The organism is Streptomyces sp. NPDC111507, assembly GCF_055638955.1.
On record NZ_JBVKBU010000025.1, the window covers coordinates 53,403 to 68,810 of the forward strand.

Annotated in this window: 15 protein-coding genes and 5 pseudogenes; 8 read left to right on the plus strand and 12 right to left on the minus strand. The window is 67.7% G+C overall.

Features of this window, described 5'->3' with window-relative positions; genetic code table 11:
• Positions 1–69: 69 nt before the first annotated feature.
• Positions 70–432: a hypothetical protein gene (locus ACZ7M2_RS48450; protein WP_471600718.1), complete on the minus strand. Its 363-nt coding sequence runs from the start codon at positions 430–432 to the stop codon at positions 70–72.
• A gap of 171 nt (positions 433–603) precedes the next feature.
• Here ACZ7M2_RS48450 and ACZ7M2_RS48455 point away from each other — a divergent pair, with 171 nt between their 5' ends.
• Entirely contained in the window at positions 604–2,073 is a 1,470-nt protein-coding gene (locus ACZ7M2_RS48455; protein ID WP_471600719.1) for an ISL3 family transposase, read from the plus strand.
• Between the two features lie 166 nt (positions 2,074–2,239).
• Entirely contained in the window at positions 2,240–2,680 is a 441-nt protein-coding gene (locus ACZ7M2_RS48460) for a DUF4240 domain-containing protein (protein WP_471600720.1), read from the plus strand.
• A gap of 241 nt (positions 2,681–2,921) precedes the next feature.
• Here the strand turns inward: ACZ7M2_RS48460 and ACZ7M2_RS48465 are convergent, their stop codons facing one another.
• The 4 genes and pseudogenes from ACZ7M2_RS48465 to ACZ7M2_RS48480 form a co-directional block, all read right to left on the minus strand.
• Complete coding sequence (locus tag ACZ7M2_RS48465) at positions 2,922–3,569, minus strand: NADPH-dependent F420 reductase (RefSeq protein WP_471600721.1); 648 nt, start codon at positions 3,567–3,569, stop codon at positions 2,922–2,924.
• A 59-nt stretch (positions 3,570–3,628) separates the two neighbouring features.
• Positions 3,629–3,784 (minus strand): annotated as a pseudogene (locus ACZ7M2_RS48470) (3'(2'),5'-bisphosphate nucleotidase CysQ); the annotation flags it as partial.
• 232 nt (positions 3,785–4,016) lie between these two features.
• Complete coding sequence (locus ACZ7M2_RS48475; RefSeq protein ID WP_471600722.1) at positions 4,017–4,469, minus strand: acyl-CoA thioesterase; 453 nt, start codon at positions 4,467–4,469, stop codon at positions 4,017–4,019.
• A gap of 130 nt (positions 4,470–4,599) precedes the next feature.
• Positions 4,600–5,418: an inositol monophosphatase family protein gene (locus ACZ7M2_RS48480; RefSeq protein WP_471600723.1), complete on the minus strand. Its 819-nt coding sequence runs from the start codon at positions 5,416–5,418 to the stop codon at positions 4,600–4,602.
• Positions 5,419–5,561: 143 nt separating this feature from the next.
• Between ACZ7M2_RS48480 and ACZ7M2_RS48485 the strand changes: the two are divergent.
• Positions 5,562–6,267, plus strand: a pseudogene (locus tag ACZ7M2_RS48485) (LysR family transcriptional regulator); the annotation flags it as partial.
• 8 nt (positions 6,268–6,275) lie between these two features.
• Here ACZ7M2_RS48485 and ACZ7M2_RS48490 read toward each other — a convergent pair.
• Positions 6,276–7,409 (minus strand): FAD-dependent oxidoreductase, encoded by a 1,134-nt coding sequence (locus tag ACZ7M2_RS48490; protein WP_471600724.1) that lies wholly within the window; start codon positions 7,407–7,409, stop codon positions 6,276–6,278.
• A 111-nt stretch (positions 7,410–7,520) separates the two neighbouring features.
• Between ACZ7M2_RS48490 and ACZ7M2_RS48495 the strand changes: the two genes are divergently transcribed.
• Entirely contained in the window at positions 7,521–8,249 is a 729-nt protein-coding gene (locus ACZ7M2_RS48495; RefSeq protein WP_471600725.1) for a TetR/AcrR family transcriptional regulator, read from the plus strand.
• A gap of 105 nt (positions 8,250–8,354) precedes the next feature.
• Here ACZ7M2_RS48495 and ACZ7M2_RS48500 read toward each other — a convergent pair.
• Together ACZ7M2_RS48500 and ACZ7M2_RS48505 are read right to left on the minus strand one after the other, a co-directional pair.
• Positions 8,355–8,539, minus strand: a pseudogene (locus ACZ7M2_RS48500) (IS630 family transposase); the annotation flags it as partial.
• Between the two features lie 137 nt (positions 8,540–8,676).
• Positions 8,677–8,808, minus strand: a pseudogene (locus tag ACZ7M2_RS48505) (Tn3 family transposase); the annotation flags it as partial.
• 206 nt (positions 8,809–9,014) lie between these two features.
• Between ACZ7M2_RS48505 and ACZ7M2_RS48510 the strand changes: the two are divergent.
• Positions 9,015–9,947 (plus strand): LysR family transcriptional regulator, encoded by a 933-nt coding sequence (locus tag ACZ7M2_RS48510; protein WP_471600726.1) that lies wholly within the window; start codon positions 9,015–9,017, stop codon positions 9,945–9,947.
• Positions 9,948–10,042: 95 nt separating this feature from the next.
• Here the strand turns inward: ACZ7M2_RS48510 and ACZ7M2_RS48515 are convergent.
• Together ACZ7M2_RS48515 and ACZ7M2_RS48520 are read right to left on the minus strand one after the other, a co-directional pair.
• Positions 10,043–10,463 (minus strand): annotated as a pseudogene (locus tag ACZ7M2_RS48515) (transposase family protein); the annotation flags it as partial.
• Between the two features lie 294 nt (positions 10,464–10,757).
• Positions 10,758–11,633, minus strand: coding sequence for a LysR family transcriptional regulator (locus ACZ7M2_RS48520; protein WP_471600727.1), 876 nt, complete (start codon positions 11,631–11,633; stop codon positions 10,758–10,760).
• 122 nt (positions 11,634–11,755) lie between these two features.
• On the opposite strand from ACZ7M2_RS48520, the gene ACZ7M2_RS48525 reads away from it, so the two are divergent.
• Positions 11,756–12,754 carry an NADP-dependent oxidoreductase gene (locus ACZ7M2_RS48525; protein ID WP_471600728.1) on the plus strand — a complete coding sequence of 333 codons (999 nt, stop codon included), beginning with the start codon at positions 11,756–11,758 and terminating at the stop codon, positions 12,752–12,754.
• A gap of 43 nt (positions 12,755–12,797) precedes the next feature.
• Entirely contained in the window at positions 12,798–13,214 is a 417-nt protein-coding gene (locus tag ACZ7M2_RS48530) for a transposase (RefSeq protein ID WP_471600729.1), read from the plus strand.
• Positions 13,215–13,379: 165 nt separating this feature from the next.
• Here ACZ7M2_RS48530 and ACZ7M2_RS48535 read toward each other — a convergent pair whose 3' ends face one another.
• Positions 13,380–14,222 (minus strand): DUF6461 domain-containing protein, encoded by an 843-nt coding sequence (locus ACZ7M2_RS48535; RefSeq protein WP_471600730.1) that lies wholly within the window; start codon positions 14,220–14,222, stop codon positions 13,380–13,382.
• A gap of 171 nt (positions 14,223–14,393) precedes the next feature.
• Here ACZ7M2_RS48535 and ACZ7M2_RS48540 point away from each other — a divergent pair, with 171 nt between their 5' ends.
• Positions 14,394–14,540, plus strand: a complete 147-nt coding sequence (locus ACZ7M2_RS48540; RefSeq protein ID WP_471600731.1) for a hypothetical protein — start codon at positions 14,394–14,396, stop codon at positions 14,538–14,540.
• Positions 14,541–14,985: 445 nt separating this feature from the next.
• Here the strand turns inward: ACZ7M2_RS48540 and ACZ7M2_RS48545 are convergent, their stop codons facing one another.
• On the minus strand, positions 14,986–15,363 hold the full coding sequence (locus ACZ7M2_RS48545; RefSeq protein ID WP_471600732.1) for a MerR family transcriptional regulator: 378 nt from the start codon (positions 15,361–15,363) through the stop codon (positions 14,986–14,988).
• Between the last annotated feature and the right edge of the window lie 45 nt (positions 15,364–15,408).

Consider the following 15,408-nt stretch of genomic DNA (forward strand, 5'->3'; position numbering starts at 1 on the left):
ACGTCGTGATGGAGCACATTCACGCCCACCTCCCCCGCGTCCTCAAGACGAAGCGTCGCAGTGATCTCCTCAGCTGTCGCCGCTGTCGTCGAAGCAGGATGCGATGTTGTTCCACATGAACGCGACCTTCCAGTCGGGCTCACCCTTTACCCAGCCGAGCACGGCGGCGACAACCTTCTCCCGAGAGACGGTTCGAGTCTGGTAGTGCTCGGCCGGAGCTCCATCTCGATACTCCAACTGGAAGGTGTTGTCCTCGCGCATCAACACCTGCACATACCAGTCGCCGGACTCTTCCTCGACGAAGCGTTCGACGATCACCACGTCGCCGCGCTGCAGGTCGGCTATCGCCGCGCTGATCTTCGGTTTCGTCGGCCGTCTGGCTACCACTCGCGCACCATCACTCATCACCAGCATGTCGGGATCATCGCGCATGCCTCTGACAGCTCCGTAGTCCGGAAAAGTGCAAGCGGCCTCACCGAAATCCTTGCCCGCGCACTCCGCGACCGGGGCCGTGGCTTCGTAAGTGAGAACGGGGATCAGGCACATATTTCGTGAGGACGATCAACGGGGTTCGGCCTCGGTGACGTGGCGTCACCTGGGATCGTGGTGCGGTGTGATGAGCTCGTCGGTGACCTGTTTCCGCACCTCACCGCGTTACAGCTGGAGCGTGTGTTCTTCGACTGCGGAGTGATTCGCCTGATGGCGCGTACACGGGAGGCTGAGGTGGCCTGCCCTGGATGTGCGGTGATGTCCGACCGGGTGCACAGCACGTACGGAAGACGCCTCGCCGACACGCCGGTTGGAGATCGGCCGGTGCTGATCGAGCTGACGGTGCGGCGGCTCTACTGCGAGAACTTTCGTTGTTCGCGGCGTACGTTCGCCGAGCAGGTCGAGGGGCTGACAGTTCGCTATGGCCGCCGCACTCCTGCCGCTCGGCGAGTTCTGGAGGCTGTCGCGGTCGCGCTGGCTGGTCGGGCCGGGAGCCGTCTCGCCGCTGTCCTGCACGCACCGGTGAGTCGGACCACACTCCTTCGGGCGGTCATGGCCATGCCCGATCCGGCCTGGACCGTTCCCAAGGTGTTGGGCGTCGATGACTTCGCCACCCGTCGCGGACAGCATTACGGCACCGTGCTCATCGACTGCGAGACCAGCCGGCCTCTCGATCTGCTGCCCGGCCGTGACGCTGCGACCCTGACCGGCTGGTTACGGGAACATCCCGGCTCCGAGATCATCTGTCGTGATCGGGCCGGTTCTTACGCCGAGGGCGCCCGCACCGGTGCCCCGAACGCGGTCCAGGTCGCCGACCGTTTCCACCTCTGGCAGAACCTCGGCGCCGCCGCCGAACGCAGCGTGCGCCGCCACAACAACTGCCTGAAGGCGGCTGCCATCAGTGCTGAGGGCCTTATGAACGACGCCGCTGCCGACCATGCGGGCGCCGGGAAGGAAATGTCGCCCATCGAGGCCCGTATCCGCGAACGCCATGCGACCGTCCACGCCTTGTTGGCCCAGGGACACGGCATCCGCGAGATCGCCCGGGAACTGCACATGGGCGCCAACACCGTGCGTCGCACCGCCCGCATCGAGACTCCCGAAGACTTACTGACCGGACGTCACCAGCCCCGGCCCAGCCAACTCGACCCCTACAAAGCTCACCTGAACAAACGCTGGGCAGAAGGATCAACCAACGCAATCGATCTGCACACCGAGCTTCAGGACCTCGGCTACCGCGGCAGCTACCAGACGATCAGTGACTATCTGCGACCGCGGCGACGTCGACGCATCCGTGTTGTCGCCCCAGCGCCTCCGAGCGTTCGTCAGGTCACCGGCTGGATAATGCGGCACCCCGAGCATCTGGGCGACGAAGAACGCCGACAGTTCACCGCCGTTCTCGCCCAATGCCCGGAATTGACCGCCCTCCATGCCCACGTCCGCACCTTCGCCGAGATCCTCACATCACGCTCCGGCCAGAACCTCAAAGACTGGATCGTCGCCACCCGCACCGAGGATCTGCCCGGCCTGCACACGTTCACCCATGGTCTGGAGAAGGACTGGACGCTGTCGTTCAGGGTCTGACCACCTGCTGGAACTCCGGTCCGGTGGAAGGCCGTGTCAATCACATCAAGATGATCAAGCGCCAGATGTTCGGACGAGCCAAGTTCCCCTTGCTGCGCAGGCGAGTTCTCCTGACGGCAGCAGGAAACAGGGGGACACGGCTGCCGTAGTGTCAGACTGGCGCGTCATGCTCACCAGCATGAACGAGGACGCCTTCTGGCAGCTCATCGAAGAGTGCAGGCCCACGAGACCGGACCCTGACGCCGAACGGCTTGCAGCTGAACTGACCGACCGCCTTGCCGCGTCCCCGCTGTTCGTCGTCACCGGCTTCGCCGAACAGCTGTCATGGACGCTCTACCGTCTGGACCGTAAGGAGCACGGACAGGGCCTGTCCGGCAATGCCTTCCTCTACACACGCTGCGCGGTCGTCGCCGCCGGCCGCACCGCGTTCGAAGGCGTCATCCGAGACCCTGCGGACTTTGTTCCGTACGCCACCGGCCACATCTGGGCCGAGAGCCTGCTCTACACACCGGACCACGCATACGAACGCATCACCGGCGAGAAGTGGAACCGCAGCACCCGATACTCCTATGAGTCGTACTCGAACACCACGGGCTGGGCTGACTGACCGCCGTCGCTCACGTCAGGTGACGAAGTCGAACCACCTTGATCGTCCTCACGAAATATGTGCCTGATCCGAGAACGGGAGTCGTTTGTAGACGACTTCGGGAGTCACCTCGCACACGGCAGTGTTGATCAATGTCGATGAGTTTGGAAGTCACATACGTCCCGGCGGGCGTTGTCAGTGCCGGCGCCTGGCTTCCTCGTCCGAGGCCGGCTCCCCCTTCGCGGCGCCGGCCCCGGTGGGGTCAGCGGGTGAGGGATACGGCGAAGGGCTGGAAGCCGTGCCGGCGCAGGATGTGGGGCACCACCAGGATCATGGCCTCGGTGGCGCGGGCGGTGGTGATGTCGCCGAGGTCCTCGATCCACGCGGGCTGCCAGCCCAGGTCGCCGAGCAGGCCGGTGACGGTCCTCTTCGCCTGCTTGTCGTTGCCCGACACATAGACGGTCGGCGGGGTGTCCAGGGTTTCGGGGGCGGTCATGACCATGAACAGCATGGTGTTGAGGGTCTTGACCACATGGGTGTCGGGCAGGGCGGCCTGGAGTTGCTCGGCGAGGCTGCTGCCGGGGTAGCACAGCTCGCCCGGCAGGCCGTCGTCGGCGTCGCGGGTCGCGTTGGAGACGTCGACGAGGATCTTTCCGGCGAGTTCGGTGCGCAGGCCGGTGAGGCGGTCCAGGGCGCTGTCGCCGGGCGTCGCGTTGATCACGATGTCCGCGGTGCGGGCGGTGGTGTGCTGATCGGCGAAGGAGATGCGGGGGTCGACGCCGCCGACAGGCGCTGCGGTCTCTTCCTCCGTGCTCCGGTGGCCGAGGATGACGTGGTGTCCGCTCATGGCGAGCTTTTGGGCGAGGCTCTGGCCGACGCGGCCGGCGCCCAGGATGCCGATGGTGGTCATGAGGTGATGCTCCTTGCGGTGTTGGCTGGGACGGACGGGAGCGGGGGCCGCTGTTGTGGTCAGGCGATCGGCGAGAGGACCTTGAGGGCGGCGGCGTGGATGCCGGGGGCGGCGGCCAGGAAGTCGCGGCTGTTCGTGGTCCAGGGCTCGCCCGTTAGGTCGGTGACGGTGCCTCTGGCCTCGGAGACCAGCAGAGCACCGGCGACCAGGCCGGAGGCGGCCACCCAGCCATGCTTGCTGGCGTGCGCGATGACGCCGCTGAAGTAAGGTGCCGAGTTCGCCGGGCCCTCGTGTCAGGGTGAGCACTCATTTCGCCGGTGTGGCCACCAGCGTCGCGGGAGCGGCCCGCGCGAACGTCCTCTCACGCGGCATTGCTTCATGCGCGAGAGGTTTCTCCTCGGCCTTATCGGCCTGGACGGCTCTGGGGGTCTGAGCGCGGGTCTGCTGTCAGGGCTTGATCAGGGCGGCGGCGAGCTCGCGACCGCGGTCGGTCCACGTCGCGGGCTTCATGGTGGCCGGATCGAGGCGTACCGACAGGCGGCGGCCCTCGGCGAATACTGACTCGCCTCCCGGGGAGACCAATCGGAACCGATAGTCGACGCTGGTGTCACCGATCCGCTCGATCCAGAAGTGGACGGTGATCTCGCCGGTGCCGCGCACGGGTGATAGATAGGTGATCGAAAAATCGCGGACCACAGAGAACGCGTCGGGTGTGGTCGGGCGGCCACCGGCATACGACACACCGCGCTCCTGCCACCATGTGGTGATGGCGCGCTCGACCAGCACGGCGTAACGCGCGTTGTGCAGAATGCCCATGGGGTCGAGGTCGTCGAAGTACACCGGCGTCGTGGCGGCGTACCCGTACGGTGTCCGGCTCGTCTCGGAACCCGTCTTGATCATGTCATCTCCGGAAGAATCGTGGGGTGGGTCGCGATCGATCGCAGGTGGCCGAGCAGGGCCCGGCGGGCGCGCCAGCAGGCCACCGTGGCTCCGAGTACGGGTACATGTGTGCGGGTGGGGTGGTGTTCGGTCAGCGTGAGAGGGTGGCGACGGCCTGGGCGTGGACGCCGGGCGCGGCGGCCAGGAAGCTCTCGCTTTGCGGGGTCCAGGGGCGGCCCTCGGCGTCGGAGATCTGTCCGCCGGCCTCGGTGACGAGGAGCGCCCCGGGCAGCAGGTCCGCGCGGGCACCGGCGAACTGCCAGAAGGCGTCGATCCGGCCGGCGGCCACGTTCAGCAGGTGCAGGGTCGCGGGCACGGAAGTGCGGACGACGAGCGCGTCGAAGAGCATCGCGGTGATCGAGGAGCCGACGCGTCGCACGACGTTCTTGTCCTCGTCGGGCCGGGCCTGGCTGGTGGCCACGAGGCTCAGGCCGAGGTCCGCGGTCCGGGAGACGTGCAGCGGCCGGCCGTCGAGGTAGGCGCCCGCGCCGGTGAGCGCGGTGTAGGTCTCGCCGGTCAACGGCAGGTGGACCACGGTGAGCACCGGCTGGTTCTCGCGCACGAGGGTGGCGGTCACCGCCCACTCCGGCAGGGCATGCAGGTGGTTGACGTTGCCCTCGGCCGGATCCACGACCCACCATTCGCCGGGCGGCAGCGCCCCGCCGTCCAGCTCGTCCTCCACCCATCCGGCGTCGGGGCGCAGGTGCGTGAGGCGGGGCCGCAGGATGCCGAGGGCCGTGTCGTCGTTGGCGGCGAGCGCGTGCATCAGCTCGTCGCGGTTCTGGTAGCGGACTACCTCGCCGAACCGCTCGCGCAGCGCCGAACCGGCCGCGCGCACGGCGACCGAGGTCTGGTCGAGCAGGTCGGCGTCGGAGGCGGCGGCGTCAGTGGTCTGAAGCGTTTCGGACATGGTGGTACTCCCGTGTGAGAGGGGGATGGTGAGGTCGGTCGGGCCGAGCTGTGCGGTCCGTCTTGCGCCTTCGCCTCAACGGTATGCAGCCCCGTAATTAACTTCAAATGCATGTCAAGCACGCCTAGGATTACTCGCGTGCAATTGGGTTTGCCCTGCTCGCCGCGCTCGACGCGTTGCTGGGGGGAGGGCAGCGTGGCCGGGGTGGCCGCACGCCTGCATGTCACCGCCCCCGTGAGGAGTCGGAGTCTGGGCCGAATCATTCGCACGGCCAGGGATCAGATCCTGGTGCGCACCAGCCGCACGATGACCCCGACGCCGTATGCGATCGCCATCCGGTAACAGGTGCACGAGCTACTGCACCAGGTCAAGGGTGTGCTGGCGCCGAGCCGTGAACTCGATCTGGCAACGCTGGAGCGCACCTTCACACTCCGCTGGCACGATTCCCTGGTCGCCCTGAGCGGTCCCGCACTGCTCGCGGCCGTGCGCGGACAGGCGCCGAGAGTGCGATTGCGCTTCGTCGCGGAATCGAGCCTCGATACCCCCGAGTTGCGGCGTGGCGAGGTCGAACTGGAGGCGAACGCCAACCGCCCGAGCGCACCAGACATCCGTACCGAGAACGTGGGCGAGACCCGCCTCGTCATCGTCGTGCGGCAAGGGCACCCCCTCACGCGTGTCAAAGCCGTCACCGCAGAGCAGTACGCCGCCGCTGAGCACGTCACCGTCTCGCGGCGCGGAAATCTCAGCAACGCCCTCGCGCCGCTCGGCCTCACCCGCCGCGTGGTGGCGACCACGCCCACCGAAGCAGCCGCGCTGGAGTTCGCGCGCGGCTCCGATCCCCTGATCAGCGATCTAGCTCACTCGGTCGACTCCTGGCCGATGAGCAGGTCGAGCAGGCTGGCGGGAGCGTTGTCGCCGAAGATGAGCTGGTGATTCTTGTCGGATTCGGCGGCGAACTGGGCACTGCGGGGAAAAAGAGCCTGCTCGTACTCCGCAAGGGCGGCTTCGATGTCGTCGGAATGCGCGGCGATGGCTTTGCCGAGTTCAGCGCCGTCGAACATGGCGAGGTTGGCGCCCTCCCCGGCGAACGGTGACATGAGGTGGGCGGCGTCGCCCAGCAGCGTCACTCCGGGAACGCGGTCCCAGCAGTGGCCGATCGGCAGGGCGCTGATCGGGCGCGGGGCGAGGGCGGTTCCCCCGTCAGTGATGAGTGCGGTGAGTTCAGGCGCCCATCCGGAGAATTCTGCCGCGACCTGGGCCGCCGCCGTTTCGGGACTGGAGAGGATGGCGGCGATCCATTCCTGCGGTTTGTTGAGCGCGACGTAGGTGTGAAGAACGGCGTTGGCCTCTCGATGGCCAAGGATCCCCTTGCCGGCTGTGACGGCGAACAGGGAACCGTCGCCGGCGGCCTTGGCCGCTGCGGGGTGGCGTTGGTCGGCGTCGTACAGGTAGGTCTCGATGAACGACGTGCCGACGTACTCGGGCTTCGCGTCGGAGAGCAGCGGCCGGATCCTCGACCAGGCGCCGTCCGCGCCGACGAGGAGGCCGGTCGTCACGGTTGGCCCGTCGGCGAAGGTCAGCTCGTGCCTTCCGTCTCCGAGGGGGCGGACACTGGTGACCTTGTGTCCCCACTGGATCATCTCGTCGGGCAGCGAGTCGAGCAGGATCCGACGCAGGTCTCCGCGGAGCACCTCAGGGCGACCGCCCGTGCCGTCGTCGGGCTGGTCGAGCAGTACCGCGCCGTGCTGGTCGAGCACGCGCAGGGCCTCGCCGCCTTCGTGGATGATCGCGCGGAACTCGTCGGTGAGGCCGGCCGCTTCGAGGGCGAGCTGCCCGTTGTACTCGTGGATGTCGAGCTGACCGCCCTGCGGGCGGGCGTCCGCCGATGTCTCGGCTTCGTAGATGGTCGCGGGGATGCCGTGCAGGTGCAGAACCCGTGCGAGGGTCAGGCCCCCGAGCCCGGCGCCGACGATCGTGACGGGAGTGGTCATGGTGGTTTCCCTTTCGCTTGGACACCGCTCTACTGCGATACAGTGTTCGCAGTACCGGCGTCACGATAGCACTACTGCGAACAGTGAGCGCAGTAGTGAGGAGGAAAACCGATGGACGACGCTCACACGGTGATCTGGAACCGGCCGGAGCGGGCCGCGAAAGGCCCCGCGCCGTCACGCACCCGGGCGGAGATCACCAGCGCCGCTGTCGCGATCGCCGACGCCGAGGGCATCGAGGCACTGTCCATGCGGCGCGTCGCCAAGGAACTGGGAACGGGCACAGCCTCGCTCTACCGCTACCTGGCGTCCAAAGACGACCTGCTCGACCTCATGCTCGACGCCGTAGCGGCCGAAGACGGCGGCCCGCCCGCCCCGACCGGCGACTGGCGCAGCGACCTGCGAAGCCTGGCCCATCGTTCCCGAGCCACCATCCACCGGCATCCCTGGATGACCTCCCTCGCAGCAGGGCGCCCATCACTTGGACCGAACTCCCTCGATGCCACCGAATACGCACTCGCCGCCCTCGATCCCCTCGGCTTCGACATCGACGTCATGATCACCGTCGTCAACACGCTGCAGGCCTACGTCCGCGGCTACGCCATCGGCGAGCTCGCCGAACAGGAAGCCGTCCGACGCTCCGGAGTCGGCATCCAGGAATGGATGGACGCCCACGCGCCCTACCTCGACAAAATCGTCGAGACCGGGCGCCACCCACTCCTCGCCCGGGTCATTCGTGATGCCGCGCTCCCCCACTCGGCCGACAGCGCCGAGCGCGGCTTCGAACTGGGACTCGAACGGCTCCTCGACGGATGGGAAGCCAACCTCCCCATCCGGCCCTGACGATCCGCCAGCATCAACCGGGGGTACATCGGGGAACTCCACACCCCGACGCCGGCCTCCGCGCGCCGAACCCCCGACGCAACGCGATTCCCCGAAACGACCCGCCAGGGCTTGCACGGATCGGTGGACGCCTCGTCGTATCTGCTTGTTGGTCAGCTCGGCGAACCAGCGTTCCACCAGGTTCAGCCACGACGATCCGGTGGGCGTGAAGTGCACGTGAAGGCGGGGTGGACCGGCAGCCAGATCCCGACGGCCGGGGTTTTGCGGGTGGCGTAGTTGTCCAGCACCATAGTCGCCTTCGGCAGCGTCGGGGTCACGGAAGGGGCGCAGGCCCCGGCCGTGGTCGGCGGCCTTAATGCTGAACAGGTAGGGGCCCAAGAAGTTGGTGTGCAGGCATGAGCGGGGGGAGGCGGGCGACGCCCTCGTCCATCTTGTACGGGCTGAAGGCCATGTCGCCGTACGGGGCGGTGTCGGTGGCCACCATCTCCGGCTTCACCCCGCCGTCGAGGTTCAGCAGGGTGTCCAGGGTGTAGAGGCTGTCGCGCGGGGTGCCGCGCACGGAGGGAGGGCTCAGCGTTGGCGGTGAGACGTCGAGCTCTCGATCGTTGATCATGGTCGTGTGGTGGGGAACGTGTCTCGTGCAGCAATCACCGACGACCGGAGGATCACCGGTCTGTCGGCCGATGTGATCGCCGAACTCGTCGCGGAGGCAGGTCCGTTCTTGATTAACAACAAGTGCATGCTTTCACTCGTAAAGTTACTCTCATGCAACTGGATTTGAACCTGCTCACGGCGCTTGACGCGCTGCTGGAAGAGGGCAGCGTCGCCGGCGCCGCGACCCGTCTCCACGTCACCCCACCGGCTATGAGCCGCTCCCTGGGCCGCATCCGCAAGGTCACCGGTGACCAGATCCTGGTCCGCACCGGTCGCACCATGGTCCCCACCACCCGCGCACTGGCCATCCGCACCCAGGTCCACGCCCTCGTGCAGGAGGCCCATCAGCTTCTCTCCGCGCAGCAGGACCTCAACCTGGCGACTCTGGAGCGGGTGTTCACCCTGCGCTGGCACGACGCCCTGACCGTCGCCTGCGGTCCGGCCCTGATCGCCGCCATCCACCGCCAGGCCCCCGGCGTGCAGCTGCGTCTGCCCGCCGAACCCGGCACGGACACCCCCGACCTACGCCGGGGCGAGGTCGACCTCGAATCCAGCTCCACGCTGCCGACCCTCCCCGACATCCGCCACCGCCTCGTCGGCAAAGACCGGATCGTCGTCGCCGTCCGCCCCGGCCACTCGCTCACCGAAGGCCCGCTGAGCGTCGAGCGCTACACGGCCACCGACCACGTCACCGTCTCGCGCCGCGGACGCCTGCGCGACCCGATAGACGAAGCCCTGACCACACGCGGCCACGAACGCCGCGTCGCCGCCGCCGCGCCCACTGCTGCCATCGCGCTGCAACTAGCCCTCGAAACCGACCTGGTGGTCACCCTTCCCGACGCGGTCACCCGCGCGGCCCGGGACCAACTCGGTCTGATCACATTGCCACTGCCACTCCAGATGCCCGCCATCCCGCTGTACCTGCTGTGGCACCAGCGCCACGACGACGACCGCGCCCACACCTGGCTGCTGGACCTGGCCACCGAAACTGTCCAAGCACTATTCGCACCACCGCCCGACTCCCAACAGGCCCAGAGCGACTGACTCCCGTTCTCGTGAACATCGCCTATTCGTGCGAGCGCGCGACTCCCAATCTCGCGTCGAAACCACGTCGCAGCAACTCGCTTACATAGCCACGGGCCGGCCGGGGTGCATCCCAGGTGCAGTTTCAGGCCCCAGTAGAAGCGGGAGTGAGAGCGGCAGTAGCCGTAGTTGGCCCAGCCGGCCAGGTCGGAGCGTTTGACGGTCTCGCGGGAGCGGGCGCACTCGACGGGCGTGGAGTCGACGATCCACACATCGTCCAGCCACAGGTCGGTCGGTATCTGCGGCTAGCGACCGAATGGCCCGCTTGACCAGGGGCCGAGCAGCTCGCAGCCGCTTGTTGCAGGACGGGTGCTGCGGCAGATACGGGAACATCCCGTGCAGGTGGGCGTGGGCGAAGCGCAGCCAACGGGCCTCGCAGTGGAAGCCCAGCACGGCCTGGGCCACCAGCTCGGCATCGGTCAGCCGCGGCGGACGCCCACGCCACCGCGGGGTCTTCAAACGGTCATCGACATGTATCCAGACGTTGCCGGGCTGCCGCTCGCGACAGGCAGCGCTCCGGAGCTCATCTCAACGACGACCCTGAACAATACGTGTTGTGTTAACCTTGTCGGATCTGAAGCTTCCCTGCATCCTCACGCGATACGGCAACGGTTCCTGGTCGAGACGACGTGCTTGAACGCCGTGCCATAGGGTCGGACGCTGAGCCGGCACCAACCTAACCCTGAGCGATACCGGCAGATGCGCGACGAACACGGCGCGCGTGAGCACCGCTTGGTGCAGTTCAGCGCCAAGCGGGTCGGCCGGTCCCGGTCAGGCTGCCGGAGCGGTCAGGACGGCCTTGGCCGCCAGCCGGAGATTCCTGATCATCGGATTCGGGTCGCCCTTGCGGCTGACCAGGACGACCTGGCTGGGGGGAGCGCCCTCGATCGGGACGGTGACGAGGTTGGGACGCAGTGAGCTACGCCGATCGCCGACCGGTAGCACGGCGATCACCCTGCCACTCGCGACGAGTTCGAGCTTGTCCTCGTAGCTCTCGATCGGCGGCACGCCGGCCCCGAGGATCCGGTAGGAAGTCCAGTCCGCGGTTTCGAACGCGCACGGCGCCGCCTCCTCGCCGGCCAGTTCTTCCGCGGTCACCGACGCGCGGTCGGCCAAGGGATGGCCGCGCGGGACCACGAGCATCCGGGGCTCCTCGTACAGCGGGGTGGTGAACACGTCGTCGGCGGCAAGCGGCAGCGGGGCCCGCGCGATCAGGGCGTCGACGCGCTTGTCGGACAGCGCCCCGACGTCGCGGCAGCTCAGGTACCGGGTGGCGATCTCGGCGTCCGGGCAACGGCGGCGCAGTTCCCGTACGGCGGCGGTGATCACCAGGTCTTCAACGTAGCCGATGGCGATTCGTTCGGTCTCGGCTTGTTCACGCACGGCCAGTTCGGCCTGGCGGGCGGCCTGCAGCAGGGCTTGGGCCCGGGGGAGGAAGCTCTGGCCGGCCGGAGTGAGCCGGGTGCCCTGGGGTACGCGGTCCAGCAGTCGTGCGCCGAGATACTTCTCGAGCCGTTGAATCTGGCGGCTCAGTGCGGGCTGGGCCACGTGCAAGTCGGCGGCGGCCCGGCCGAAGTGCTGGTGCGCCGCCACCACGGTGAAGTAGCGCACCAGCCGCAGTTCCAGATCCTGTCCAAGATCGTTCACCCTTCCAGCGTACGCGTCATGCCGTTTCGGAATGACTAGGTTGCCGAACCGGTCTTGGACGGCCATGCCGTCCTGGGCCTTGACTGAAGGAGCAACGTTTCCCCGAGAAAGCGACAGGCGCGATGAAGGCGATCCAGTTCCACGAAGCGGGCGGGCCGGAAGTTTTGCAGTATGACGAGGTGCCGGTTCCCGAGATCGGCCCGGGTGAGGTGCTCGTCCGGGTGCACGCGGCGGGCATCAACCCACCGGACTGGTACCTGCGTGAGGGGATGAAGGTCATGCCGGCCGAGATGAGGCCGGCGCTGGAGTTCCCCCTGATCCCCGGAACGGACATGTCGGGCGTGGTCCAGGAGGTCGCTCCGGACGTGCTGGGGTTCGCCGTCGGTGACGAGGTCTTCGGCATGCTGCGGTTCCCCGGATTCGACGGCCGGACGTACGCCGAGTACGTGGCCGCGCCGGCGTCGGACCTGGCTCACAAGCCGGCCGCCATCGACCACGTGCAGGCGGCTGGGGCGCCGATGGCCGTGCTTACGGCCTGGCAGTACCTGGTTGATCTCGGCCACGACGTGCCGTCTCCATTCACCGGCCAGGTGCACCAGCCGGTGCCGATCACGCCAGGGATGACCGTGCTGGTCAACGGGGCCGCCGGTGGAGTGGGCCACTTCGCGGTGCAGCTGGCGAAATGGAAGGGGGCACACGTAATCGCGGTGGCCTCGGGCCGGCACGAGCAGTTCCTGCGCAAGCTCGGCGCCGATGAGTTCATCGACTACACCAGGACGCAGGCCGCGGACGTGGTCAGCGGTGTCGACCTGGTGATCGACACCGTCGGTGGCCCGGACAGCTCACGCTTCCTGACCGTGCTCAAGCGCGGCGGCACCATGCTTCCGGTGTTCTTTGCCCAGTACGACCCGGAAGAGACGGCGAGTCTGGGCATCACAGTCTCGGACATTCAGGTGCGTTCCAACGGCCCCCAGCTCGCCGAGATCGGGCGCCTGTTCGACGAGGGCAAGCTCCAGGTCGGGGTGGACAGCACCTACCCGCTGCCCGAGGCGGGCAGCGCACACACGCGAGCCGCGCAGGGCCACCTCCAAGGCAAGATCGTGCTGACGGTGGTCGAGTGATCGCCGAACTGCACGCGGCTGGCGAATTCGACTGGACGCGCGCGTGCGTGGATGGCTCTCACATCCGCGCGAAATAGGGGGAGCCGCAACCGCTCCGTCGCCGGTCGACCGGCGGAAGACAGGCAGCAAACACCACTTGATCTGCGACGGGCGCGGCACTCCGCTCCGGGTCATCACAACTGCCGCCAACGTCAATGACATCACCCAGACCCTCAACCTGGTCGACGCCATCCCGCCCGTCGCCGGACGGACCGGCCGCCCGCGAAGGCGACCCGAGTCCGTCCTGGGCGACAAGGCGTACGACTCACGTGCTGTGCGCCGTGAACTTCGGCGCCGCCGGATCCTGCCGGTGATCTCCCGCAGGGGCGCCCCGAACATCAAGGGCCTGGGCAAGATCCGCTACGTTGTCGAGCAGACCTTCGCCCTGCTGCACCAGTTCAGGCGCCTGGCCGTGCGGTGAAAACGACGCCTCGACCTCCACCATGCCTTCGTGTCGCTCGGTTGCGGCCTCATCTGCCGGCGGCGGCTCAAAAAGGCTGCTGGACCATGGTCGCAGAAGCCCCCATAGCGGCAAGCTCCCTATAGAGGGCGGCAAGTGCGCCGGGGAACCCACCACGCGCCCTCGCTACTCACCCGTCTCGTGCTCCGAACGATCCGTGGCCGGCGGCTCGTTGTAGGTGATCACGACCGGCGCGTTTGCCTCCGCCCGTGCACGGTCCGACGCCGTCGCGATCTCCTCGTAGGTCCATTCCCTGTACAGGCGCTCCCCGTGGGCATCGGTGATGTCGATGACCACGCGGGTCCACTCCTCGGCGGGCTGTTCGGGGACGAGTCCCAGTTCGTACGTAGCCTCCTGGAGGAGGGATTCGGTGACGCGTATGCCAGTGAGTCTCTCGGCCAGAGCGAGGACCGCCGCCTTCCGGTCGACGTCCGGGGCGCTCTCGTCGTGCTCTCCCTCGGAGGTCAAGGGGAAGCCGACCTCCCGCAGCAGGGGGACCAGTTCATCGGGGGTGTTGCCGTCGCGCGACGAGGGGCCCTCGAACGCCGTACGGAGCTCGCCGTCCTCGAACCAGTGGAAGAGGTGGATGGGCTTGCCCCCGTTGGTCGAGTGGGCCACAGCCCGGCCGCCCTTCGACAGCGTCTCCACGCACGCGCCCGCGATCCCCAGGCCACCGTCGAAGCCGAGGACGAGTGTCCAGTCGCCGTTCTCGCCCGGAGTGCTGAAGGCGCCCGCGACGTAGGACTCGTCCCAGTAGTCGTAGTCCACCTCGGCGCGGTGGGCGTTGTCGGCCTCGATCAGACCGGCCGTTCCCTCCCCAGTGCCGCGCGGTTCCGCCTCCATCGCGCGCAGCACCTCACGCGGGGTCCGCCCTTGTATCAGTGTCAGGGTGTATCCGCTCTCCATCGCGTGGCGGAAGAGCGGCGAGGTGCGGATCCAAGCGTAGTCGTGCGCGGTCACCAAGTTCATACGGCGCAGTGTGCCTGATGCCCCTGACAACGCCCGGTGCAAGCCGGTTCTGGTCCTCGGGTCGCTCCGAGTCCGTGTCAGCAACATGATCTTGTTACGAGCTCCAAGCAATTGGCGGAGGTACGGGCAGAGCGGGACGAACTCACCTTCACCGAACGGGTCCTTGGACGGATGAGCGAGCAGCTCACCGACGAACGCGCCTCGACCGCGCCGACGCCCGGGCAGGTGAACGGACGAGCCGTGATGCTGATCCCGCGCCGTACGTCAGGCGTGAACGAGACCACACTTCCGCCGGACTACGCTCTTTCACTCGCCTGAAACTGGAGGGTGCCCGCACCTGGGTGCGGCACCCTCCGTCGCGGTGGATGCGCGAGTAGCGCCTGGTGTCGCATCTCCCGGCCGGGACACCAGCCTCCACCTGGGCGACCCGCAGCGGTTTTCGGGCCGGGAGCGGCCGCCAGCAAGGAGGACCCAGCGCAGGTAGTACTGGCGCATCTGAACAGTGATGATCTTCGCGATATCCGTCATGAAGGCCACGCCACACGGTCCTGACCTGATCAAACAGGCCGAGCGGTGTGCCCTCCCGCAAGGCGGGAGCAACAGACCGACTTTCTCGCCGCGTGCCCATCGGACGGACAGCGGCCCCGGACGTCGCGCGAGTGCCAACGCTTTCCGGAGACCCAACCCCAGACGGTCCCGGCAACCTCCGGGGCTGCGCGCTTCCCGGAGGAGGCCAGTGCGGCCCTACCAGCCCCTCCCCCAGTCAGCCGACCGCAGACTTCTCCAGCTGTTCCCGGTGCGCCCGGGCCGTGGCCATCAGCCCGTCGAGCGTGTCCCTGGTCCGCACGAGGTCGGCGATGTGCGTGGAGAGCCGCTCGCGTTCCAGTGCCATCCGCTCCAGCGCAGCGTCGGAGTTTTCCTCGCTGGGTGCGTCGACGCAGGGCAGTAGCTCGGTGATGGTGCGGCTGGACAGGCCGGCGGCGTACAACCGCTGGATGAACGCCACCCGTTCGACCTCGCCGTCCGTGTAGTGCCGCTGCCCGCTCGGGCTGCGAGTACTGGTGAGCAGCCCCTGCTCCTCGTAGTAGCGCACGGACCGGACGCTGACTCCGGCGCGTGACGCGAGCTCCCCGATCCTCACAAAGCCTCCTGGCTGAGTTCTGCGTCACAGACCCTTGCCTCTGAC

Excerpts from the sequence above, each read along its gene's own strand:
- ACZ7M2_RS48525 (WP_471600728.1), top strand. The coding sequence starts at position 11,756 with ATGAAGGCGATCCAGTTCCACGAAGCGGGCGGGCCGGAAGTTTTGCAG.
- ACZ7M2_RS48535 (WP_471600730.1), bottom strand. The coding sequence starts at position 14,222 with ATGAACTTGGTGACCGCGCACGACTACGCTTGGATCCGCACCTCGCCG.
- ACZ7M2_RS48540 (WP_471600731.1), top strand. The coding sequence starts at position 14,394 with ATGAGCGAGCAGCTCACCGACGAACGCGCCTCGACCGCGCCGACGCCC.
- ACZ7M2_RS48495 (WP_471600725.1), top strand. The coding sequence starts at position 7,521 with ATGGACGACGCTCACACGGTGATCTGGAACCGGCCGGAGCGGGCCGCG.
- ACZ7M2_RS48510 (WP_471600726.1), top strand. The coding sequence starts at position 9,015 with ATGCAACTGGATTTGAACCTGCTCACGGCGCTTGACGCGCTGCTGGAA.
- ACZ7M2_RS48480 (WP_471600723.1), bottom strand. The coding sequence starts at position 5,418 with ATGTCCGAAACGCTTCAGACCACTGACGCCGCCGCCTCCGACGCCGAC.
- ACZ7M2_RS48490 (WP_471600724.1), bottom strand. The coding sequence starts at position 7,409 with ATGACCACTCCCGTCACGATCGTCGGCGCCGGGCTCGGGGGCCTGACC.
- ACZ7M2_RS48465 (WP_471600721.1), bottom strand. The coding sequence starts at position 3,569 with ATGACCACCATCGGCATCCTGGGCGCCGGCCGCGTCGGCCAGAGCCTC.
- ACZ7M2_RS48475 (WP_471600722.1), bottom strand. The coding sequence starts at position 4,469 with ATGATCAAGACGGGTTCCGAGACGAGCCGGACACCGTACGGGTACGCC.
- ACZ7M2_RS48460 (WP_471600720.1), top strand. The coding sequence starts at position 2,240 with ATGCTCACCAGCATGAACGAGGACGCCTTCTGGCAGCTCATCGAAGAG.
- ACZ7M2_RS48450 (WP_471600718.1), bottom strand. The coding sequence starts at position 432 with ATGCGCGATGATCCCGACATGCTGGTGATGAGTGATGGTGCGCGAGTG.